A 22,395-nucleotide genomic window follows, 5' to 3' on the forward strand; every position below is an offset into this window, starting at 1 on the left:
GGTCGCGAAGTACTGATCCATAACCCGCTTCAGACATCAAAGCCCCGGGTATCGTCCGGGGCTTTTTTGTTGTTTGGAGCGTGCTCCGGATCTGAGGGGAATATGTCACCATGCTGCTGGCCAATTGCGCCAAGCTCAACCTGACTGGGGTAGCGACGGCTGCTTAGCGCACTGGCGGCAAGCTGGTCGGGCCTGGCTTGCTCCATCTCTCAGCCGATCTTGCGATGCTCGCAAGCAAATCATGAAAAGAGCGCTAAACGCCGGATCAACGATCGTCGGCGCCCAATCTTTTACCGCCTGATGAATAGGAAGAAGAACCCGGTCGTAAAGCGACGTTCGAATCCTGGGTCCGTCGGCTTCGTCAGTGGCTAAACGTGGGTGCTGAGAAGGACATTGTCGGCGGAGGCGATTTCATGGCGATCGTCGCTTGGATGGACCGGCGCTGCAAGTCTAATTCTTTGGATCAAATTGGGGTTGCAGCTCTGGATTTGGCGATGGAATTGGCCGTTAACGCGGCTAAGCGCTGAGCTTGATAGTCCGCCGAAACAAACCCTGCAACCGAGATTTGGCGGCTGACACGCGTTCGGCGGGTCAACGGCGCCCGCGATACCGATGCATCTGGCCGCAATCTGCTGGCGAAAGAGGAGCACTGTCCGTGAACGGCGCCATCCGGCCGTCTTATCTGTTGGACTGTTGCTGTGCGCAAGATAGCAGCTCCCTAGCTCTCGAGAGCAATTCTGCCTGAGACATTATTGACGACGCTTAGATGCTGCGACTGATCAAAGCCTTTCAGCGCGTAAGAGGTGCAGATGTGAGTCGTAAAATCCTGGTCTATATCGGGAAGCAGCGCGGAAGGAGGAGCCGACCGATCGCAATGCGCGTGCACGCAGGACGAATGCTCTTACAGCCGTAGCCGCGAGCATTCTTCTCGACGGCATCGGGCAGGCGCTAGACGCAGGGTGTACTGAGCCGCTGTTCGGAGAAGTCCGCTCTGTATCGGATAGCAGCGCGCGGCGCATTGAACCTCCTCCGGTGGCGCCGAGTTCAGCGAGCCCCAAGCAGCAATTCGATCGGAGAAGCGGGGGCGGCGACACATTTGCAACCGGAGGTGCTACTGCGAGCGCGATGGCCGTGGCCGGCAGCCAGCATGCTTCTGACGCGTAGACGACGATGGGGCCCCCAATTGCGGGAGCCGGAATCCTTAGAGGGCGAGCGGGTTGTCATCGTCGTTCTCGCGGACTGCAGGTCGCGGCCGGGAACAGAGTGCAAGCCGAGTTCAGCCGCAAGCTGGCGGATGGTCACCATCGCCGTATTCTGGTTCCGCAAGAGCTTCGGATCGATTGCCAGCGCGCAACAGCTTGTCAAGCTCGCGCTTCCGGCCGTGCGACGCCTTTCGAGCCTATGGCATGTGAGGCGGCTACGGTTGGCGAGCTCCGTCATCAGAGCGCCATTTGGCCGTTGCCGCCTTGCCCACAAGGGGACGGCTTAGTTGCCGCATCGCGCGCGTATGCCTCGGCGGCCCCTCACGCGGGCCTCCGAAGTTGTCCGGACTTGCAGGAGGAGGTGCCGAAGGTGATAGGCTTCAGCTGGGCTGAGGAGATTCGATGGTCAAGAAAGCTATTTTGAATAATGATTTGAGCTGGATTATTCTTGAAGAATTGAGGAAGAGCGGCGTCAGTCCGGTCGGCCTTGCGATCGTTCCTGATCGCAACAATGGCGATTGGCGCGTTGTCATCGAGGCAAGAAGTCGAGCTTATTTGTCGCCGGACGACGTGCGGCGGCTTGCAGCGATGGAGAAGAGACTGAGACGTGTTTATGTCCTGCAGGACTAGCATGAGCCGCCTAGCAAACTAGCTGATGTGCTCGCGTGTGGCGATCGTAGCCGATTTGACGGAGACGCGAACTCGTGTTCTGACGGCTAAAATGCAATTCAACGATACTAAAGCGAGGCCGATTGCTGAGCGGCTCAATCCGGTCTCTCGGAAGTACGTCGCTACTTAAGTGTCATCCGACGTACGGTTTCCCAATCGGCGCCGGGGGGCGCGGGGCAAACAACGCCAACTCTCATAACGTCGCGATGAACATCACGAAGCATCGCCCCATGCGCTGCTACCATCCACTCGCCTTGAAGGGTTCAGGCGTCCGCTGTCGATCGGCTAAGACGCCATCGACAAAAGCCTGGCATTCGGCGTAGGGTTTTGAATGTGCCCTTGTATCTGCCGAATAAGAACACCGTCCCGCCGTGGCCCTTCCCCCAAAAGTACTGCCCGACAGTTCGCCGTCCTGGCTTTTAAGTTCCAGGCTTTCCATGCTTTGGGCTGATTTGAGATCCGTCTCGGGTAGCTTGACTAGCACGGAGTTTCTCCGGGGGCGGGTCGAAACACGACCGGGGAAAGCAGCAGCGGAATGACCCTGCTAACGACTATGAAAAAAAGTTATGGGTGGGGCTAACATTGAGAGCCGCCTACCATGCGTCCGTCGCAGCAACAACATCGGTGCTTCATAACGGGTGCCGGACCATGACTGGGACGATCAGGCGATGTCGCGGTGAGCTATCATGCCGGGCACCTGCAGCTGGACGGCTACAATTACCTGATCCCGACCGACGCAGCGCTGGAGACGGACACCGATGTGTTCGACGAGACCTTTTTTCCGCTGGATCGAGTGCTGTTTGCCATAACCCAGCAGCTTGGGGCTCGTCATTCTCGGCGCCTGCGGTGCTAATCTGCTAATCCGTCTGCCAAGACGATGAAGCGCAAGCTCGCGTCGCGCGCCATGGACGCCTCTCCCGAAGGTCGAGCCGACCAGCCCCATCCTCGCCTCCGCGGCCAAGGCGGGCTCAACCGCCTCTGATGCCGGCTCCAGGAACAGCCCGATCTCGGCTCCGTCGCTCAAGCGCCTGCCAATGTCGTACATGATGTCGGCAAGGCATTCGGCTTTGTGGCTTTGTGGGGAGGACGTTCTCATTCGGCCCAGCGCCGGCTGCCATTCAGGAAGGCGCGCTTGGTCCGTTTTCCGGCTGACGCCTTTCTCGTTCGGCATTTGCTGTCCGCACGCCTCTAGTGCCGCCCCAGCTCCTTCAACAGAGCACGTGGTTGGGGCAATTGGGGGCGGAGGCGGAGCGCCGCCTCCGGCCGCACGGATGATACACCAACATTCCAATCTCTGCGCTCACCCGACACCCTTGCGCGATGGCGAACTGATTGCAGTCAAGGATTGGCTGATCTTGCTGCCCCTTCGTCTGCCGTGTCGATCAGGCGTATGGACGGGGTGACAAGAACCGCAACCTTGGCAGCTTGGACTAAAGCTCCCTATTCATTGTTGCTGTTTTTCGGAAGAACTTGAGCGACGGCATCCGGTCTGAGTGCTTAGCCGCGGCGGCCGCCGCCGCCGTCCGGTTCGTCTGCCTCCGTAGATAAGTCAACGCGAAACGACGCCGCCTGCCGTCTCACTCCCTCGATGTGTGCAAGATCCGCCAAGGAGGCTTCACGGTGATCGGGATCGATGAGAACTCGAAGGCAATCGCTCTGCTCAAGCAGAATCATGGAGCTGTCGGGATCGCCGGACAGCGCATCGTGAATGACACGACGGATCCACACCTCGTAAGCGCGGATCTGACATCTTTTGCCCTTTACGGTCATTTGCATTGGCTCAAGCAAAAACTTAACGAACGGATTTTGCCAGTCCGAGACATCGAAGTGGTGTTTCTTCCGGCTTCCGCCCTTCGGGTTGCCAGAGAAGCCCTTGCGGAACCGCGTATGCTGCGGTGGCTTTCCATAGCCTACGTCGTAAGGCCTGTCGCTGCCGGCGTGCTTGTTGGTGGAATGTTCATCGTGGTTTGTCATGTGAGCCCCCTCACTCGCGTGATTGTTCAATACGATGCTGTCTAACCGCAGAAGCCGGCGGTTAGATCTTTTGTTGTTTCGATTCCCGGTAAGCCCCGCCGGCCGACTAGGTCTTCTTGGTCTTAGATGAGACCGTCCAAGTCTCCATGGATTCCAGAATCTGGTCGATTTGCTCTAACGTCTTGGCGTCGTCTCGCCGTTTATCTTCCGCGATGATGGCCTTGAATCCGCCGGTCGCTTTGAGCAGGACTTTTCGACTTTTGCGGCATCCCCGTTGAGAATCCGCAATGAGCCGTTTGATCCACGCCACGTAGACCGGTAACGAGGTTGTCTTCCCATCCACTTTGACGGGAATGCGCTCAAGCAAGCATTGTCGCAAGGGATTCCCCCAGACAGCAGGCACTTGCTGCGTGCTGCGCCGACGACGGGCCTTGGATTTTGGCGGCGGCTTGCCCTTGGTGGGCGAATCATCGTCTCGGCGTGTGACGATCTTCGATTTTTCGAACTCGGCCATATCTTATGCTCCTGTGCTCGAGTTGTTCACTCTGCGCCCCTTGACCTCCGCGAAGGTTTCGCCGGTCCCGGCAAGCCGCGCCTGCTTGCCAGTATGCTGCTGCCAGCGCTCGACGATGGTGTCGCAATAGAGCGGGTCGATTTCCATGACGCGCGCCCTGCGACCGGTGCGTTCGGCAGCGATCATGGTGGTGCCCGATCCGCCGCAGGGGTCGAGCACGATGCCGCCGCGATCTGAGCAGTCCATGAGCGCATCCGCCACCAGCGCGACGGGCTTCACCGTCGGATGCATGGCGAGGATTTTCTTCCCATCCCGCCCGAAGCTGTTGAAACCGGGATAGCGCCAGACGTTGCTGCGGTGCCGACCCTTCTCGCCGAGGCCGAAATTGTTGACCGGCTTGCCAAGTGCAACATAAAGCAAGATCAGCTCATGCTGGGATCGATAGAACGAGCCCAGCACCGCATTGGTCTTGCTCCAGACGATGAGGTTCTTCGGCGGACCGAAGATCGGTGTGCCCGCCGCGAGTAGCTCGGTGAGGTGCCGCCAGTCCATGCAGACATAAGCAACCCCGCCATCCGCCATGGCCGTGCGAACCTTGCCGAGGATCGCGCTGAGAAAGGAGGTGAATTCCTCAGCGCCCATCTCGCCGCGAGCCATTGGGAATTCCCTAACGTCCTCGCGGCGGCTCACATGGCCTGAGTTCGGCACATTGTAGGGAGTATCCAGGAAGGCGATTTGGGCCCGCTCTGCTCGCATAAGCTCGTGATAATCATCAGCCTCGGTGGCATCGCCGCATCGGACGCGGTGATCAGCGCATTCCCATTGATCACCTCTCAGAGAGACCGCAGGGCCTTCCAGGAGCGGGATGTTCTTGTCCGCTGCATCTGCGCGTTCGCGCTCATTTTGGTCGTCGACAATGATTTGATCGATCTCGCCGGTGTCGAAACCGGTGAGCCGAGGATCGAACGAGATTTCGACGCCTTGCGGGTTGAATAAGAATGAAAATTCCTCGGACAGGATTTCCAGGTCCCAAGAGCCCAGTTCGGCCAGCTTGTTGTCGGAGATAGCAAGTGCGCGCTTTTGTGCTGGCGTAAGGTGCGTCAGTCTGACGACCGGGAGGTGCGTCAACCCGATACGTTTGGCTGCTGCATATCGCGCGTGTCCAGCGATGATCTTGTTGCGCTCATCGACCAGCAGCGGCGTCGTGAAGCCGAACTCCTCGATATTGGCGCAAAGCAGCGCGATCTGACGTTCCGGATGCTTCTTGGCGTTTCGGTCATTGACGCCGAGGTCGTTCGTATCGACGATTTCGACGCATTCTGCGCGGATACGCGCATCGAGCTTGATGCGGGGATCGAGCAGCAGCGCTTGCTGCTCGCGCGGCAAAGCGGGAGGGGCGAGCGGCTCCTCATCGACGCGAATGACGTGTGGTGTAGGTTTAGCTTTCTTGTTGAAGATTGTCGGCATAGCTGCCTCCTAAATTCAGGAGGCTGTCGATCTGCGGGAGGGTGGCGCTGCAGAACACAAGCCCCCCTTGGTTGGGAACTAGGTTCATGCCGCCGACGCCCTTTAGACCATCGCAACGCCATGTCTTCAACGGAGGGATTTCTCCCTACAACGCTCAGGCACCAAGACGAGGCACACCTCGACTGTTGCTTGCCCGAACCATAACTTCATCTATAACTTGTGGCAATACCGAAGATCGCCACTAGGTATCGCTCCTCGACTCCCGAGTCAGTCGCTGGTGAGATTCCGGATCATGAATTCTCGCCCGCGCCTACCTTGCTTGGGCGCCAGATTCCCTGCTGATTGCTTCAAAATTCCCTGCGGTGGCGCTTTGAAATTCCCTGCTCGTGAGATTGCATTCGCATAGCTGCCGAGGGCTCTGCTGTCGCAAGGCTCTGTAATCACGGGAAATTCGGAGAGCGCGGGCGGGCTGGTGGGCCGCTTGAACCGCGTATCTCGGTGAGATTCCCTGCCCGCAGGGAATTCGTTGCCCCCCGCTCGCGTGAAGCGCTTACTTCACGTGCTTGCACCAGCCAGCGGATCGGCGGCCCGTTCTGTTGGAGAGCCCCCTCTGTTGTCTATCGCTCGTCCGCGATCACCTTGCCGTCGTTCGGCAGCGCGCCGGGCCTCACCAATTCAACTTCGCCTCCGAGCTTCGTCACTGCGCGCAAGGTGCCTGCAATGTCCTCGCGCAACGCGTCGTTTGCGACCGCCGTCTCCGCTTTCAGCGTCATTGCATCGGACTCGCCCTGGCGCATGACGACGAGGCGTAATCTTCCGAGTGCGGGATGGCGGTTGCCGATCTCGGCGACCTGCTCGGGGCGGACGAACATGCCCTTGACCTTGGTGGTCTGGTCGGCGCGGCCCATCCAACCCTTGATGCGCATGTTGGTGCGCCCGCAGGGGCTGGTCCCCGGCAGTGCCGCGGTGAGGTCGCCGAGAGCGAGCCGGATCCAGGGATGGTGCGGGTCGAGCGAGGTCACGACGATCTCGCCGACGTCGCCGGACGCCACGGGATCGCCGGTGCCGGGCTTGACGATCTCCATGATCAGATCCTCGTTCACGACCATGCCGTCGCGCGCGCTCGTCTCGAAGGCGATGAGGCCGAGATCGGCGGTGCCGAAGGCCTGGTAGGCGTCGATGCCGCGGGCCTTGATCTCCGCCTGGAGCGAGGGCGGGAAGGCCGCGCCCGAGACCAGCGCGCGCTTGATCGAGGAGACGTCGCGTCCTGAGTTTGCGGCAGCATCGAGCAAGATCTTCAGGAAGTCCGGCGTGCCGCTGTAGCCGACAGGACGATAGGCCTCGATCAGCTCGAATTGCTGCTCGGTATTCCCTGGACCGGCCGGGATCACGGCGCAACCGAGCGCGCGCGCCGATGCATCGAAGATGAAGCCGCCGGGGGTGAGATGATAGCTGAAGGTGTTGAGCACGATGTCGTCGGGCCGGAACCCGGCCGCGAACAGCGCCCGTGCGCCGCGCCACGGATCGGCCTGCCGCCCCTCCGGCTCGAAAATCGGCCCGGGGGAGGTGAAGAGGCGGGCGAAGGAGCCGGGCGCCGCCGCGACGAACCCTCCGAAGGGCGTGGAGGCCTTGTGCAGGGCCGGTAGTTCCGACTTGCGCAGCACTGGGAGGCCCGCCAGTGCCGCTCTGGAGGTCACGGTAGCCGGATCCAGGCCTTTCAGCCGATCAGCATAGGCGGGCGCGGTCATCGCAGAGCGCAGCACGCCGGGCAGGCGGGCGAACAGATCGGCCTCGCGCGCGGCTTGCTCGCGCGTCTCGAGGGCGTCGTAATGGGCGGTCATGGCTGATCTTTCCGTGTTGGCATCCGTTGCGTGCCGCCGCCGGCATGGCTATCAGACGGCCATGGACGAGGTTTGAAGAGGACGCGATGGCGGACGAGGGAATCAGTGCGGAGGACGAGGCGTCGGATGTCGTGCCGCGCCTGAAGCGCCGCATGATCGACGAGGCGCTGCCGTTGTGGTCGACGGTCGGCTGGGACCATGGCGCGGGTGGTTTCATCGATCGGCTGCATCGTGACGGCACGGCGGACGTGACCGCGCCGCGCCGGGTGTTCGTGCAGGCCCGCCAGATCTGGTGCTACGCCAAGGCTGCGCAGATGGGCTGGTACCCTGAGGGGCGCGCCGTCGCACTGAAGGGCCTCGAGCATCTGCTCGCCAAGGCAAAGACGCCAGATGGCCGGCCCGGCTACGTGCACCGGCTGACGCCGGAGGGCGCGGTGCTGGACGCCCGCCGCGACGCCTACGACCACGCCTTCATCCTGTTTGCGCTCGCGGCCGTCTATGCGCTCGACCAGGACGCACAAATCCGCACCGAGATCGACGCGCTGCTCGCCTTCCTCGATGGCCATCTGCGCTCGCCGCACGGCGGCGTCCACGAAGGCCTTCCGGTCTCGCTGCCGCGCCGGCAGAACCCGCACATGCATCTGTTCGAGGCGATGATCGCGTGCTTCGACGCAACCCACGATTTGTCGTTCCAGAACCGTGCCGGCGAGTTCTTCGCGCTGTTCCTCGCCAATCTCTACGACAAGCGGACGCGCGCGCTCGGCGAATATTTCGAAGAGGACTGGTCGAAGATCGCGCCGGTCAGCGTCGAGCCCGGCCACCAGGCGGAATGGGTCTGGTTGCTGAAGGGGTTCGAACGCATCACGGGCTGCCCGACCGGACAGCGGCGCGCCGAGCTGCTGGAAACCGCGCTGCGCTATCGCGACGAGGCCACCGGCTGCCTGATCGACGAGGGTGACGACGCCGGCAACATTCGCCGCACTACGCGCCGGCTGTGGCCACAGACCGAGATTGCGAAGGCGTGGATCGCGCAGGCCGAATCCGGCGAGGCGGGCGCGGCGGACGAGGCGCGCGTGGCGCTGGCGCGGCTCGAACGGCATTATCTCAGCCATCCCGTGCGGGGCGGCTGGTACGACCAGTTCGAGCGCGACGGCGAATCGCTGATCGACACCATTCCTGCGTCGTCGTTCTATCATGTTCTCTGCGCAGTCACGGAAGCGGAACAGGTATTGGAAGGTTAAAGCCAGCGCTTGCGCCGCTTGAAGCTTTTGAGGTTCTTGAAGCTCTTGCGCTGGTCGCCGGCGCCGCCGAGGTAGAATTCCTTGACGTCCTCGTTGTCGCGCAATTCGTCCGCGGTGCCGTCGAGCACGACCTTGCCCTGCTCCATGATGTAGCCGTGGCTTGCCACCGACAGCGCGGCGCGGGCGTTCTGCTCGACCAGGAGAATGGTGACGCCGAGGTCACGGTTGATCTTGTGGATGATCGAGAACACCTCTTTCACCAGCAGAGGCGACAGGCCCATCGAGGGCTCGTCCATCAGGATCATCTTCGGGCGCGCCATCAGTGCGCGGCCGATCGCGAGCATCTGCTGTTCGCCGCCGGAGAGATAACCGGCAAGCCCGGTGCGCTCTTTCAGACGCGGGAAATAGTTGAAGACCATATCGAGATCGGCGCCGACCTCGCGGTCCCTGCGGGTGAAGGCGCCGAGCTTGAGATTTTCCAGCGAGGTCATGTCGGCGACGATGCGCCGGCCCTCCATCACCTGGAAGATGCCGCGGCGGACGATCTTGTCGGGGTCGATGCCATTGATCCGCTCGCCTTCGAACAAGATTTCGCCACGCGTGACTTCGCCGTCCTCGGTCTTGAGCAGTCCGGAGATCGCCTTCAGCGTCGTCGACTTGCCGGCGCCGTTGGCGCCGAGCAGCGCCACGATCGCGCCCTTGGGCACGTCGAGGCTGAGACCGCGCAGCACCAGGATGACGTCGTCATAGACGACCTCGATGTTGCGCACGGCAAGGAGAGGCGGTGCGGGTACGATGCCGGGGGAGGGACGAGCTGCTGCTTCGTGAATTTCGGTCATGCCTCATACTCCGCTGTCGTCGCCCGGCTTGACCGGGCGACCAGTATTCCAGAGACGCCTGAGACTCACGGAGAGGCCCCGGCGTACTGGATCCCCCGCTCCAGTGCGCGCTGCGCACAAGGCGGGGGATGACATTTGTGTGTGAGGTGAGCGCTAAGCTCACCAGCCGAGCAATTCCGGCTTGCGCGGGAGCTCGACGGTCTTGACCTTCTCGAGCTTGATCGCGCCCTTGGCCATGAGGTCGTTGAGGTCGCCGTCGGTCGTTCCCGCAATCCTGGTGCGGTAGAGGTCGACCTTCAGCGTGCCGCGGTGGTCCTTGTCGGTCCAGGTCGAGGGATTGCAGACGCCCTCCATCCCGGCCGGCACCCAGTCCTTCTTCTGGTAGAAGCCCTTGGCGACGTTCTCGCCGGTGGCGCCGCCGTTCCTGGCGGCCCAATCGATCGCCTCCCTCATGTAGAGCGCCGAGCACACCGCCGCGATGTAGTGCACCGGCCGATAGACCTTGCCGGTCGGGTCGGACATCTTCGAGATCTCCATCACCGTTTTCATGCCGGGCGCATCGCCGCCCCAGCTGACCGCGGTGCGCAGCGGGAAGATCACGCCGTCGGCGGCATCGCCTGCGGTCTTGGCGGCGTTCTCGTCCATGCCCCAGACATTGCCCATGAACTGGATGTCGACGCCGGCGGTCTTGCAGGCCTTCATCACCGAAATGTTGGACGCGGCGGTGTTGCCGAGATAGGCGTAGTTGGCGCCCGAGGATTTCAGGCTCAGGCACTGCGCGCTGTAGTCACCCGGCGCGAGCGCGAACACCAGCGGCGGCAGCACCTCGAAGCCGAGCTCCTGCGCCATGGCTTCGCCGGCGGCCTTCGGTGCGTTCGGGTAGGGGTGGTTGGCGCCCATGTGGACGAATTTCGGCTTGCCGGACTTGCCCTTGGCCTTCCAGTCTTCGGCTGCCCACATCAGCATCGCGCGCAGCGAGTCCGAATAGCTCGGACCATAGAAGAAATTATAGGGCGCGGGCTTGGCCTTGCCGCTGACACCTTCGGGATCGGTGAGGGCAGCGGCGTAGGAGCCGGAGAGATCGGGAATTTTATCTTGTGCGAGGAAGCCGGTCAGCGCCTCGGTGTCTGCCGTGCCCCAGCCCATGATCGCCGCGACCTTGGAGTCCGGCGCCGACCACTTCTTGTAGAGCGCGATCGCGCGCGGTACCTGGTAGCCATAGTCGTTGGTGTCGACGTTGAGCTGCTTGCCGCCGACGCCGCCGTTCTTGTTGACCCAGGCGAAGGTGTCGGCGACGGCTTGGCCGTAGGGCGTGCCGACGTCGGACGTGCCGCCGGAATAATCGGCGAGATGCCCGATCGCGATCTGCGCCTGCGCGCCTGACGAGAATGCGGCGATCGCCAGCGCAAGTGACGCGGTGCTCAAAAGGGATTTAGTTTTCATTGGTTGCCTCCTCCTGTTTATTTGTTGGTTTGCGAGTTGCCCGCGCTCAATGCGAGAACGGGTAGAGTTTCCAGTACGCCTTGATCTGCCGCCAGCGATGGGCGAGCCCATCCGGCTCGAACATCAGGAACGCGATGATGATCACCCCGATCGCGATCTCGCGCAGGAAGGTGATGTTGTTGTTCAGCGACAGCGCCTTGTCGATCGCGCCGCCCTTCAGCGCCACGCTGAGGAACTCCATCGTCTCGGGCAGCAGCACCACGAACGCGGTACCCATCAGCGTGCCCATGATCGAACCGGTGCCGCCGATGATGATCATGGCCAGGAACAGGATCGAGCGTTCGATGCCGAAGCCCTCTTGCGACACCACGAGCTGGTAGTGTGCGTAGAGCGCGCCGGCGATGCCGGCGAAGAAGGCGGCGAGCCCAAATGACAACGTGCGATACTTGGTGAGATTGATGCCCATGATCTCCGCGGAGAGATAATGGTCGCGGATCGCCACCAGCGCGCGGCCGTCCCGGGTGCGCATCAGATTGGTGACGAGGACGTAGCTTGCAACCACGTAGGCGAGTACGACGTAGAAATATTGCCTGTCGCCGCGCAGCGTGTAGCCGAAGATCGAGAACGGATTGGCACTGGCCGGCACCGAGCCGCCGGTGAACCACTCTGCGCGGGAGAAGAAGTCGAGCAGGATGTATTGTGCTGCGAGCGTCGCGATGACGAGGTAAAGCCCCTTCAGCCGCGCCGCCGGGATGCCGAAGATCAGCCCGACCAGCGCAGTGACGACGCCCGCGAGGGGGATCGCGAAGAACACCGGGATCGATGTGCTGTTGGAGATGTAGGCCGAGGTGAAGGCGCCGAGCAGGAAGAAAGCGGCATGGCCGATCGAGATCTGGCCGGTGAAGCCGACCAGGATGTTCAGCCCCAGCGCAGCGATCGAGAAGATGCCGATCTGGATCAGGATGCTGAGCCAATAGCCGCCAAGGAATTGCGGCACGAGACACAGCGCCAGCACGCCGGCGATCGCAAAATTGCGGCTGGTGGCGGTCGGGAAGATCGTGGTGTCGGCCGCGTAAGAGGTGCGGAAATCACCAGCAGGGATGAGGGCGGGGCCGGCCATAGATCAGATCCGTTCGATGTCGTGGGTGCCGAACAGGCCGTAAGGCTTGATCATCAGCACGATGATGAGGACGTAGAACGGCGCGATCTCGTAGAGATTGCCCCAGTGAAGGTATTCGCTGTCGACATATTGCGCGATGTTCTCGAGTAATCCGATGATGATGCCGCCGAGCACGGCACCGCCGACGGAATCGAGCCCGCCGAGGATCGCAGCCGGAAACACTTTGATCCCATAGGCGGCAAGGCCCGAGGATACGCCGTTCACGACCGCGACCACGACGCCTGCAACCGCCGACACCGTTGCGGAGATCGCCCAGGCCATCGCGAACACGCTTTTCACGGAAATGCCGAGCGATTGCGCGACCTGTTGGTTGAACGCAGTGGCGCGCATCGCAAGGCCGTACTTCGACGCGCGGAAGAACCAGGCCATGCCAATCATCATCGCGATCGAGACCACGAGGCTCATGACATAGACGGTCTGGATCTGGAGCCCGAGCAGGCTGACGGACTGGCTCTCGAACACGCGCGGGAACGGCTGCGGATTGACGCCGAACATCCATTTCAGCGTGGCCTGCAGCACGGTGGAGAGGCCGATCGTCACCATGATGACCGAGATGATAGGTTCGCCGATCATCGGTCGCAGGATCAGGACCTGTACCGCGATGCCGAACACGAACATGAACACCAGCGTCATCGGCATGCCGATCCAGAACGGCACCTGGTATTTCGCGAGCAGCGTCCAACAGACCCAGGCGCCGACCAGCAAGAGCTCGCCCTGCGCGAAATTGACGACCTGGCTAGCCTTGTAGATCAGCACAAACGACATCGCGACCACGCCATAGAGCGTGCCGACCACGAGGCCGTTGACCAGGAGTTGAATGAGGAAGGCAGTGTTCATGTTATGCTATCCTTCGCCTCTTCCCGCTTGCGGGGAGAGGGTTCATAGATTCGCAACACGCCGTGTGTCGGAAGCGTGCTCACTCCGCGGCCTCCGCCATGTGCCCGTGCCCATCCAGGTCCACAACCCTCAGCGTTGTACGTATGCGCTGCGTGGTGCCGTCCTGGAAGCGAATCACGGTGTCCACGGGGATGTCGGCCTGGCCGCGATAGATCGCGTCGATGATGCCTTCGTATTTCTCGTTGATGACGCTGCGGCGCACTTTCCGCGTGCGGGTGAGCTCGCCATCGTCGGCGTCGAGCTCCTTGTAGAGCAGCAGGAAGCGGGAGATGCGCTGTGCCGGTGGCAGAGTCGCGTTGACGGTCTCGACTTCCTTCTTGAGTAGCGCATAAACCTCGGGCCGCGAGGCCAGGTCGCTGTAGGTCGTAAACGAGAGCCGGTTCTTCTCCGCCCATTTCGAGATAATGGAGTAGCGGATGCAGATCATGGCGGCGAGCGCGTCGCGGCCTGCACCAAGCACCACGGCTTCCGCGATATAAGCCGAGAACTTCAACTTGTTCTCGATGAATTGCGGCGAGAAGCGCTCGCCGCGCGAGGTCTCGGCGAGATCCTTGATGCGATCGATCACCACGAGCTGCTTGTCGTCGTTGAAATAGCCGGCATCGCCCGACAGCATCCAGCCGTCCCTGATGTCGGCGACGCTCGCCTCCGGGTTCTTGTAGTAGCCGAGGAACATGTTGGGATGCCGCACCACGATCTCGCCGACGCCGTGGACGTCGGCATTGTCGATGCGGATCTCGACGCTGTCGGCCATCGGCACGCCGGTGGTGTCGGGATCGACCTTGCCCGCGGGATGCAGCGTGTAGGCCCCCAGCAGCTCGGTCTGGCCGTAGAGCGTACGCAGCGGCACGCCCATGGCCTGGAAGAACTTGAAGGTCTCGGGCCCGAGTGCCGCGCCGCCGGTTGCGGCTGAACGCAGGCGGGTGAAGCCGAGGCGGTCGCGCAATGCACGGAACAGGATCGCGTCGGCAAAGCCGGAACGCTCGCCCCGTTCGAGCGCGGCAAGCCCGCTCTTCATGCCGATGTCGAACAGGCGCTGCTTGAACGGCGTTGCGTCCATCACCCTGGCGCGGACGTCGGCGGCGATTGATTCCCAAACGCGCGGTGCAAACAGGATGAACGTCGGTGCGATCTCACGCAGATCGTTCATCATGGTCTCGGGCTCTTCGACGAAGTTGATCTTCATCCGGCACAAGAGGCCTTTGCCGAGTACATAGACCTGCTCCATGATCCAGGGCAGCGGCAGCACCGACACGTATTCGTCGTCCGGCCCTTTCGGATCGAAAGCGAGGTATGTCGCGCAGTGGCCGAGCACGCGGCCGGCCGCGAGCATCGCGAGCTTTGGATGCGAGGTGGTGCCTGATGTCGTGCAGAGGATCGCGACGTCCTCGCCCTTGGTCGCGTCCACCAGCCGGTCGTAAAGTTCCGGCTCGCGCGTAGCCCGCGCCCGGCCGAGTTCGGCAAACGTCTCCGCCGACATCAAGCGCGGATCGTCGTATTTCCGCATGCCGCGCGGATCGGAATAGATGATGTGCTTCAGCTTTGGGACGCGGTCGGCCAGCGTAAGCAGCTTGTCGACCTGCTCCTCGTCCTCGGCGAAAACGAGCTGCGCCTCGCCATAATTGAGGAGATAAGAGGCTTCTTCGTCGAGCACGTCACGATATAGCCCGAGGCTCAAGCCTCCGATCGCGTGGGTTGCTATTTCCGCCGCGACCCAGTCCGGCCGGTTGTCGCCGATGATGCCGACGACATCTTCGCGCCCAAGGCCCAGTTCGATCAGGCCGAGCGCGAAGTCGCGCACCCGCGTCTGGTAGGCGTTCCAGGTGAACGGGCGCCACAGCCCGAGATCCTTTTCGCGCAACGCGATCTCGTTGCCGTACTCCTTCGCATTGAGCCGGAGCATCTTCGGATAGGTGTCGGCCTGCGCGACGCGGCCTGCGTAATCCATCATGCCGCGCTCTCCTGCGCCGGCGGAGCATCGTCAGGGTCGACCAGCACCTCGTCTTCTTCGCCGAGATAGGCGCGCCTGACGTGGGGATCGGCGAGCACGGCGGCCGGATCGCCCTCGGCGATCTTGCGGCCGAAATCCAGCACCATGACGCGGTGGGAGATGTCCATTACCACGCCCATGTCGTGCTCGATCATCACCACGGTCATGCCGAACTCCTCGTTGAGATCGACGATGTAGCGGGCCATGTCCTCCTTCTCCTCGAAGTTCATGCCGGCCATCGGCTCGTCGAGGAGAATGAGGCGTGGCTCCAGTGCCATGGCGCGCGCGAGCTCCACGCGCTTGCGCAGACCATAGGAGAGGGTGCCGGCCGGCGCCTTTCGCACCGATTGGAGATCGAGGAAATCGATGATCTCCTCGACCTTGCGGCGGTGCTCGAGCTCTTCCTTGCGCGCGCCGGTGAGCCAGTACAGCGAGCCCGTGAGGAAATTGTTCTTCAGGAGGTGATGGCGGCCGACCATGATGTTGTCGAGCACGCTCATGTGGTGGAACAGCGCCAGGTTCTGAAAGGTGCGGCCGATGCCGAGCGAAGCGCGCGCGTTGGGCGTCAGGCCGGTGATGTCGCGGCCCTGGTAGAACAGCTGGCCTTCGGTCGGCTTGTAGCGGCCGGAAATACAGTTCACGATCGAGGTCTTGCCGGCACCATTGGGGCCAATGATCGAGAACAGCTCGCCTTCCCTGATGGCGAAGCCGACATCGGTCAGCGCACGAACGCCGCCGAATCGCAAGGACACGCCGCGCACTTCAAGACTGGTAGCCACCAAACAGATCCCTCCCGGTGATGGCGCATTCAGTGGCGCTCTTCGTCCGTTCTGTCGGGCGATCCTAGTACGGCCGTGCCGGTGAGGCCATGCAGCAGATGGTCTCGACCGGAGCCGCGCCGCTCTCGTTCCCGTTTGGGATCAAAAGCCGCATCGCCCGAGGTGGTCCTCAATAGGGGAAAGCGCTATTTTGAAATGTCTCCCGCCTGACAATTCTGCGACAAAGTTTTTTGGGCGCTCGCAGCCTCCATCTTTCGTCTGATGGTAGCCGAGACGATCATGCTGCATTGCAGCAGAACAGGAGTGACGAACGGTGCGGCGGGCTTCGGGTTCATGATTTCAGAGGATCAATTGAAGCGCGTCGCTGCCTGGTCGCGCGAGCTCACGCAAGCGGAGATCGAGGTCGCTCGTGCCGGGATCACGGAGCGGTCCTACGGCACCGGCGAGACCGTCTTCATGCGCGGCGACACGTTCGACTATTGGGCCGGCATGGTCTTTGGGCTTGCCCGGATGGGCGGGGTCTCGCGCGACGGCAAGGAGACGAGTCTTGCCGGGCTGACGGCGGGGGCCTGGTTCGGCGAGGGCAGCGTGCTCAAGAACGAGCCGCGCCGCTATGACGTCGTCGCGCTGCGCAACAGCCGCGTCGCGCTGATGGAACGCAGCGCCTTCATGTGGCTGTTCGAGAACAGCGTCGGCTTCAACCGCTTCCTGGTTCGCCAGCTCAACGAGCGGCTCGGCCAGTTCATCGGCATGCTCGAGGTCAACCGCACGCTGGATGCCACCGCGCGGCTCGCTCGCAGCATCGCCTCGCTGTTCAATCCGATCCTCTATCCGGAATCCACCGCGCATCTGGAGATCACCCAGGAAGAGATCGGCGCGCTTTCCGGCATGTCCCGCCAGAATGCCAACCGCGCGCTGAACCGGCTGGAGAAAGAGGGCTTGCTCCGGCTGGAGTATGGCGGCGTCACGATCCTCGATATCGAGCGGTTGCGCGGTTACGGGGATTAGCGCCCATTGGCGGGGGCGTGCACCGGCCAGAGGTCAGCGCGCCAGCGCACCGCGATCGCCATCATTGCAATGAACCCCGAGACGGCATAGAGCGACCCCGTCGCGGAATAGCCGATGATGTCGATCAGGCTGCCGGCCGCGAGGAGCCCAATCGGCAGGCCGTAGATCACCATCATGCGCACGCCCATGACGCGGCCGCGAAGATGTGCGCTGGCCGTCCGCATCAGGATCACGGCAGCTGATATCATCGACATGCTCTGGGCGATGCCGGCGAGCACAAGGCAGGCCATCGCCACCGGCATGGTCCTGATCTCGACGAACACCAGCAGCATGGCGTACCAGGCCAGCGTCGCGCCGATCAGGAGCCGGGCAATGCGCACTCCGCTGACGAGGCTGAGCGTGATGGAGCCGATCAGCGAGCCGACGGCGAAGCTCGCGGAGAGATAACCGAGGCCGGTCTGGTCGGTATGAAAGATGTCCCGCGCGATGTAGGGCAGCAATCCGCCGGTGAAGGGAAATGCGGTCAGGTTGGCCAGGAAGGCGACGCATAGCGCCGCGCGCATCCCCGCGCCATTCCAGGCGTAGACGATCCCTTCCTTCAGATCGCCCAGCAATCTCGAAACGGCGCGGCTGTCTGCCGGAAGATCAGTTGTGGCAATGGTCCGTTCCGGCCGGGTCAGGCAGAGCATGAGCAGCGCGGCCAGGAAATAGAGGCAGACGATCACCACGTAAACGAGGCCAATACCGAGGACGGCAAATAGCCCCGCGCCTGTCAACGCGCCGGCGATGCGCGCGCTGTCCTGGGTCGTGCGCGCAACGCTGATGGCGCCCACCAGTTGCTCGCTCGGCATGATCTCGGCAAGCAGCGCGCCGCGAACGCCGAGATCCGAGGGGCGAATCAGGCCCATGATTGCGACGATGATCATGACGCCTGGCGGGGTCAGATGACCGGTCAGTGCCAGAGTCATGATGGTCGACGCGAGCACCATATAGGCAAGACGCATCGCGACCAGGAGATCGCGATGACCCATGCGGTCACCGATCATGCCGAACACCGGCGCCACCAACGTCCCGACGAACTGGAGCGATGCGAGCACGGTGAGCAGCAGCACCGAGCCGGTCTCGACCATGATGTACCAGCCGAGCACCAGCGTCTCGATCTCGAATGCCCAGGAGGTGAGCAGGTCGGACGGCCACTGGAAACGATAATTGCGGATACGAAATGGCGCGAGCGCGGAGGGGCGTGCGGGTGTGCTCAAGGCGCGATGGCGCGTATCACGGCGATTCCCTTGCCTTGTTGTTTCTTCTTCTGTGCGAGACCGTAGCGCCGGTGACGCTTGTGTCAATCGGGGGCAGCTGCAGGCCGCTCCCGCGCTCTGCTCCTAGCTCGCAGCGGTTCTCGATTTCCGCTCCAGGAGCGCAGTGGCCATCGCCGAGATCAGCGGTCGCATGAAGTAGGCTTCATCGGCAGGCGAGACGTCGGTCCGCAGGCCGTGCGCCGCGAGCTCGCCCGAGACAGCAGGTCCCACTGACGCGATCAGCGTCCGCTCCAGGCCTGCGCGCAGCTTCGCCTCGCTGCCATGTGCCTTCGCGGCCTCAATCAGGCGGCGCACCTGGCCAAGATTGGTCAGCGCGATCGAATCGATTCGCCCGGCGGCCATCTCGTCGATCGCGGTGACGATGTTGGCATCCGCCGCCTTGGAATCGTAAGCATAAGGCAGCACGGCATCGACCTCGGCACCTTGCGCGGCAAGCGCATCGGTCAGCGCATTGTGATCCTTGTCGGGATAGAGCTGAAGGCCGAGGCGGTGCCCCTTCAGATCGAGCTTGCCGAGCATCTCGATCACGCCCTCGGTGGTCGGCTTCTCTGTGGTCTGCTGCGCCTCGAGTCCGATTTCGCGCAGTGCCTTGCCAGGCTTGGGGCCGCGGGTGAATTTTCGTGATCTGGCAAGCGCCGCCACGAGAGCCTGGTCGAGCCCTCGCGCGATGGCGAGCTTCATGATCCGCCGCAGCCCTTCGCCGGTCATCAACACGAGGTCGTCGAAGGGCTTGTCGATGGCGCGGCGGATCCAGGCCTCGATCGGGGCGGGGTCTGGTGCATCCTGGATGGTGAACATCGGGCATTGCACGACCTCGGCGCCTTGCTCGGCCAGCAACTTCGAAAACTGCGCCTCCTCGCGCGTTTCCAGGATCAGGATGCGGGTGCCGTTCAAGCGGTCGGCCATGAGCCTACTCCGGTCAGTCAAAGCAATCGTACGTTCATCCTGACTCCACCGTCGGGATTGGCGCAAGGTGGGGTCGGTGATAGAGCAGGGCGCAAATCGCGGGGCGTTCCGCAGCCGCTGCCCAAACCTTCATCAAGGCCCATGCCCGATCATCAATATGTCCTGACCCTGTCCTGTCCGGATCGTCCCGGCATCGTCTCGGCGGTGTCGACCTTCCTGGCGAATTCCGGACAGAACATCCTCGACGCCCAACAGTTCGACGACACCGAGACCAACAAGTTCTTCATGCGGGTGGTGTTCACCGCCGCCGATCTCGCCGTGGAGCTGTCGGCGCTCCAGACCGGCTTTACCGCGATCGCCGAGCGTTTCGGCATGGAATGGCAGATGCGCGATCGGGCCGCGCATCGCAAGGTGATGCTGCTGGTGTCGAAGTCCGATCACTGCCTGGTCGACATCCTCTATCGCTGGCGGACCGGCGAGCTGCCGATGACTTTGGTCGCAATCGTCTCCAACCACCCGCGCGAGGTCTATGACGGGCTCGATTTCGGCGGGGTTCCGTTCCACTATCTGCCTGTTACGAAGGAGACCAAGCGCGAGCAGGAGGCGCAGATCCTCGATCTCGTCGCCAAGACCGGAACCGATCTCGTCGTGCTCGCCCGCTATATGCAGATATTGTCCGACGATCTCTCGGCAAATCTGTCGGGACGCTGCATCAACATTCACCACTCGTTCCTGCCGGGTTTCAAGGGCGCAAAACCCTATCACCAGGCTCATGAGCGTGGCGTCAAGCTGATCGGCGCCACCGCGCACTACGTCACGAGCGACCTCGACGAGGGCCCGATCATCGACCAGGACGTCGAGCGCATCAGCCATCGGGACACGCCTGAGGATCTCGTCCGCAAGGGCCGCGACATCGAGCGCCGCGTGCTGGCGCGCGCGATCCGCTACCATCTCAACGACCGCGTCATCCTCAACGGCCGCAAGACCGTGGTGTTCGTGGACTGAACTCACTTCTCACCGCAGGCGGCGAGGGGGCACGACTTAACGCACCGCAGCGCCGGACGCTGAGCCCGTTGCGCCCTTTTGCGCCTGCTCCTCCTTTTCGCGATCCGCTGCCGGCATCAGCCGCTTGCGCTCGCGCTCCTTCATGAAGGCATCGTATTGCGGCGTGCCCGCCCGCGGCGGGGCGTCCGCCGGCAAGCCGCCGGCCCATTGCGGGACGTAGTCGCCCATGCCGGACGAGAGCTTTTCGTTGACGGTGCCGCAGCCCGACAGGCCCGCGGAGAGCGCGAGGAGGATCAGGAGGGAACGGGCGGATCTGGGCATTGTACGGAGGCGAGGTCAGCGTGTTGGACGCCAGGTCAGGCTGTCGTCGGGAGAGTAGCCTTCAACAGGTAAAATAGACTTATTCGAGGTAGGTAATTTGGTACCAGAGGCTACCTACTCAGACCTTGCCGATGTTCAAATTCTGCAAACAAAAGACGAAATCCTCCATGCACCCGGCCGGCGGCGCTTCTAGACGGCGGCAACGTCTCGCGACAGAGTGGTTTGGTCGGAGATGGGGCTTTTTCGTTGACAGGTCCATTTTGTTTGTACAATCGTACAAATGATGGCGACCAGGATCACGATACCGGGGTTACCCGGACGTGACCCGGTATCGCTTCTGCCGTTGGCAATCGGAAGGCTCGGCTTGCGCCGAAAGGTCGCCAAACGTCCGATTGACAATAAGGGCGCGAAAGACGCCATGTGGCGCGACATCACGCGTGCGTGAGCTCGATTTAAGGCAAGGACCGGGCACTCGGTCCGGCGCACAAAAGATCAGGAATGAAGGGGAGGGACATCTGATGTTCGAACGCAAAAAACTGTCTCATAAGACTGCCTGGGCCGCAGCAGCGGCAGCCATCGTGGGCCTTACGGCCGTCCTTCCGGCCAAGGCCGAGGATAGCGTCAAGGTCGGTCTGATCCTGCCGATGACCGGCGGCCAGGCCTCGACCGGCAAGCAGATCGAGAACGCGATCAAGCTCTACATGCAGCAGAAGGGCGACACCGTCGCCGGCAAAAAAATCGAGATCATCCTCAAGGACGATGCTGCGATTCCCGACAAGACCAAGACCGCCGCGCAAGAGCTGATTGTCAACGACAAGGTCCATTTCATCGCCGGCTTCGGCGTCACGCCGGCCGCGCTCGCGGCGGCGCCGCTGGCCACGCAAGCCAAGATCCCGGAAGTCGTGATGGCCGCCGGCACCTCCATCATCACCGAGCGCTCGCCCTATATCGTGCGCACCAGCTTCACGCTGGCGCAGTCCTCCACCATCATCGCCGACTGGGCGGTGAAAAACGGCATCAAGAAGGTGGCGACGCTGACCTCGGACTACGCGCCGGGCAATGACGCGCTCAACTTCTTCAAGCAGAACTTCACCGCCGGTGGCGGCGAGGTGGTCGAAGAGGTGAAGACGCCGCTTGCCAATCCCGATTTCGCACCGTTCCTCCAGCGTATGAAGGATGCCAAGCCTGACGCGATCTTCGTGTTCGTGCCGGCCGGCCAGGGCGGCAACTTCATGAAGCAGTATGCCGAACGCGGACTCGACAAGGCGGGCATCAAGGTGATCGGACCGGGTGACGTGACCGACGACGACCTCCTCAACAACATGGGCGACGCCGTGCTGGGCACGGTCACTGCACACCTTTATTCCGCGGCGCATCCCTCGCAGATGAACAAGGATTTCGTCGCGGCCTACAAGAAGGCGTACGGAAACCGGCCGGGCTTCATGGCGGTGAGCGGCTATGACGGCATTCACCTGATCTACGAAGCGCTGAAGAAGACCAATGGCGACACCGACGGCACCAAGCTGGTCGAAGCCATGAAGGGCCAGAAGTGGGAGAGCCCGCGCGGCCCGATCTCGATCGACCCCGAGACCCGCGACATCGTGCAGAACATCTACATCCGGAAGGTCGAGAAGGTCGACGGCGAGCTCTACAACGTCGAGTTCGCGACCTTCGAGGCCGTCAAGGATCTCGGCAAGACCAAGAAGTGACGCGCGAAAGCGCGTCATCCCCGAGCGCGAATTAGCGCGCATCGGGGATCTCGCCCGCCACTCTCGTCATGCCCGGGCTTGACCCGGGCAT

General features: G+C 62.4%; 19 protein-coding genes. 5 read left to right on the forward strand and 14 right to left on the reverse strand.

Annotation, left to right across the window (positions count from 1 at the left end):
* Positions 1-1,604: 1,604 nt before the first annotated feature.
* Positions 1,605-1,832: a hypothetical protein gene (locus tag IVB47_RS07015; RefSeq protein WP_247460681.1), complete on the forward strand. Its 228-nt coding sequence runs from the start codon at positions 1,605-1,607 to the stop codon at positions 1,830-1,832.
* A gap of 700 nt (positions 1,833-2,532) precedes the next feature.
* Here the strand turns inward: IVB47_RS07015 and IVB47_RS35510 are convergent.
* The 5 genes from IVB47_RS35510 to IVB47_RS07040 all read right to left on the reverse strand — a co-directional run bounded on the left by IVB47_RS35510 (position 2,533) and on the right by IVB47_RS07040 (position 7,667).
* Positions 2,533-3,042, reverse strand: coding sequence for a hypothetical protein (locus tag IVB47_RS35510; protein ID WP_346730783.1), 510 nt, complete (start codon positions 3,040-3,042; stop codon positions 2,533-2,535).
* A 326-nt stretch (positions 3,043-3,368) separates the two neighbouring features.
* Positions 3,369-3,845, reverse strand: coding sequence for a DUF5681 domain-containing protein (locus IVB47_RS07025; protein ID WP_247460683.1), 477 nt, complete (start codon positions 3,843-3,845; stop codon positions 3,369-3,371).
* A gap of 106 nt (positions 3,846-3,951) precedes the next feature.
* Positions 3,952-4,359 carry a hypothetical protein gene (locus IVB47_RS07030; protein ID WP_247460685.1) on the reverse strand — a complete coding sequence of 136 codons (408 nt, stop codon included), beginning with the start codon at positions 4,357-4,359 and terminating at the stop codon, positions 3,952-3,954.
* Between the two features lie 3 nt (positions 4,360-4,362).
* Positions 4,363-5,826, reverse strand: coding sequence for a DNA methyltransferase (locus tag IVB47_RS07035; protein ID WP_247460687.1), 1,464 nt, complete (start codon positions 5,824-5,826; stop codon positions 4,363-4,365).
* Positions 5,827-6,443: 617 nt separating this feature from the next.
* On the reverse strand, positions 6,444-7,667 hold the full coding sequence (locus IVB47_RS07040) for an AMP-binding protein (protein ID WP_247460689.1): 1,224 nt from the start codon (positions 7,665-7,667) through the stop codon (positions 6,444-6,446).
* An 86-nt stretch (positions 7,668-7,753) separates the two neighbouring features.
* On the opposite strand from IVB47_RS07040, the gene IVB47_RS07045 reads away from it, so the two are divergent.
* Complete coding sequence (locus tag IVB47_RS07045; protein WP_247460690.1) at positions 7,754-8,908, forward strand: AGE family epimerase/isomerase; 1,155 nt, start codon at positions 7,754-7,756, stop codon at positions 8,906-8,908.
* Here IVB47_RS07045 and IVB47_RS07050 read toward each other — a convergent pair.
* From IVB47_RS07050 to IVB47_RS07075, 6 genes are all read right to left on the reverse strand, one after another.
* Positions 8,905-9,747 carry an ABC transporter ATP-binding protein gene (locus IVB47_RS07050; RefSeq protein ID WP_027566795.1) on the reverse strand — a complete coding sequence of 281 codons (843 nt, stop codon included), beginning with the start codon at positions 9,745-9,747 and terminating at the stop codon, positions 8,905-8,907. The genes IVB47_RS07045 and IVB47_RS07050 overlap by 4 nt on opposite strands.
* A gap of 159 nt (positions 9,748-9,906) precedes the next feature.
* Positions 9,907-11,190: an ABC transporter substrate-binding protein gene (locus IVB47_RS07055; protein ID WP_247460691.1), complete on the reverse strand. Its 1,284-nt coding sequence runs from the start codon at positions 11,188-11,190 to the stop codon at positions 9,907-9,909.
* 46 nt (positions 11,191-11,236) lie between these two features.
* A complete protein-coding gene (locus IVB47_RS07060; RefSeq protein WP_027519026.1) occupies positions 11,237-12,310 on the reverse strand; it encodes a branched-chain amino acid ABC transporter permease in 1,074 nt (357 codons plus the stop codon).
* A gap of 3 nt (positions 12,311-12,313) precedes the next feature.
* The gene (locus IVB47_RS07065; RefSeq protein ID WP_027519025.1) at positions 12,314-13,207 is read right to left on the reverse strand and encodes a branched-chain amino acid ABC transporter permease; all 894 of its coding nucleotides are present in this window, start codon (positions 13,205-13,207) and stop codon (positions 12,314-12,316) included.
* Positions 13,208-13,286: 79 nt separating this feature from the next.
* The gene (locus IVB47_RS07070) at positions 13,287-15,218 is read right to left on the reverse strand and encodes a long-chain fatty acid--CoA ligase (RefSeq protein ID WP_247460694.1); all 1,932 of its coding nucleotides are present in this window, start codon (positions 15,216-15,218) and stop codon (positions 13,287-13,289) included.
* Positions 15,215-16,036 (reverse strand): ABC transporter ATP-binding protein, encoded by an 822-nt coding sequence (locus IVB47_RS07075; RefSeq protein WP_007601963.1) that lies wholly within the window; start codon positions 16,034-16,036, stop codon positions 15,215-15,217. The genes IVB47_RS07070 and IVB47_RS07075 overlap by 4 nt, the downstream gene beginning before the upstream one ends.
* Before the next feature lie 333 nt (positions 16,037-16,369).
* Here IVB47_RS07075 and IVB47_RS07080 point away from each other — a divergent pair, with 333 nt between their 5' ends.
* A complete protein-coding gene (locus IVB47_RS07080) occupies positions 16,370-17,044 on the forward strand; it encodes a Crp/Fnr family transcriptional regulator (protein ID WP_106946375.1) in 675 nt (224 codons plus the stop codon).
* Here IVB47_RS07080 and IVB47_RS07085 read toward each other — a convergent pair.
* Both IVB47_RS07085 and IVB47_RS07090 read right to left on the reverse strand, forming a co-directional pair.
* On the reverse strand, positions 17,041-18,303 hold the full coding sequence (locus IVB47_RS07085) for an MFS transporter (protein ID WP_247362690.1): 1,263 nt from the start codon (positions 18,301-18,303) through the stop codon (positions 17,041-17,043). The two genes, IVB47_RS07080 and IVB47_RS07085, sit on opposite strands and share 4 nt — an antisense overlap.
* Before the next feature lie 123 nt (positions 18,304-18,426).
* Complete coding sequence (locus tag IVB47_RS07090) at positions 18,427-19,269, reverse strand: uroporphyrinogen-III synthase (RefSeq protein WP_247460695.1); 843 nt, start codon at positions 19,267-19,269, stop codon at positions 18,427-18,429.
* A gap of 141 nt (positions 19,270-19,410) precedes the next feature.
* Between IVB47_RS07090 and purU the strand changes: the two genes are divergently transcribed.
* On the forward strand, positions 19,411-20,274 hold the full coding sequence (gene purU / locus IVB47_RS07095; RefSeq protein ID WP_247460697.1) for a formyltetrahydrofolate deformylase: 864 nt from the start codon (positions 19,411-19,413) through the stop codon (positions 20,272-20,274).
* A gap of 36 nt (positions 20,275-20,310) precedes the next feature.
* On the opposite strand, the gene IVB47_RS07100 is transcribed toward purU, so the two are convergent.
* Positions 20,311-20,595 (reverse strand): hypothetical protein, encoded by a 285-nt coding sequence (locus tag IVB47_RS07100; protein ID WP_247290188.1) that lies wholly within the window; start codon positions 20,593-20,595, stop codon positions 20,311-20,313.
* Between the two features lie 518 nt (positions 20,596-21,113).
* On the opposite strand from IVB47_RS07100, the gene IVB47_RS07105 reads away from it, so the two are divergent.
* Positions 21,114-22,304 (forward strand): ABC transporter substrate-binding protein, encoded by a 1,191-nt coding sequence (locus tag IVB47_RS07105; RefSeq protein ID WP_027566804.1) that lies wholly within the window; start codon positions 21,114-21,116, stop codon positions 22,302-22,304.
* The last annotated feature ends 91 nt before the right edge of the window (positions 22,305-22,395 follow it).

The organism is Bradyrhizobium sp. 62 (assembly GCF_023073035.1).
Lineage (GTDB): Bacteria > Pseudomonadota > Alphaproteobacteria > Rhizobiales > Xanthobacteraceae > Bradyrhizobium.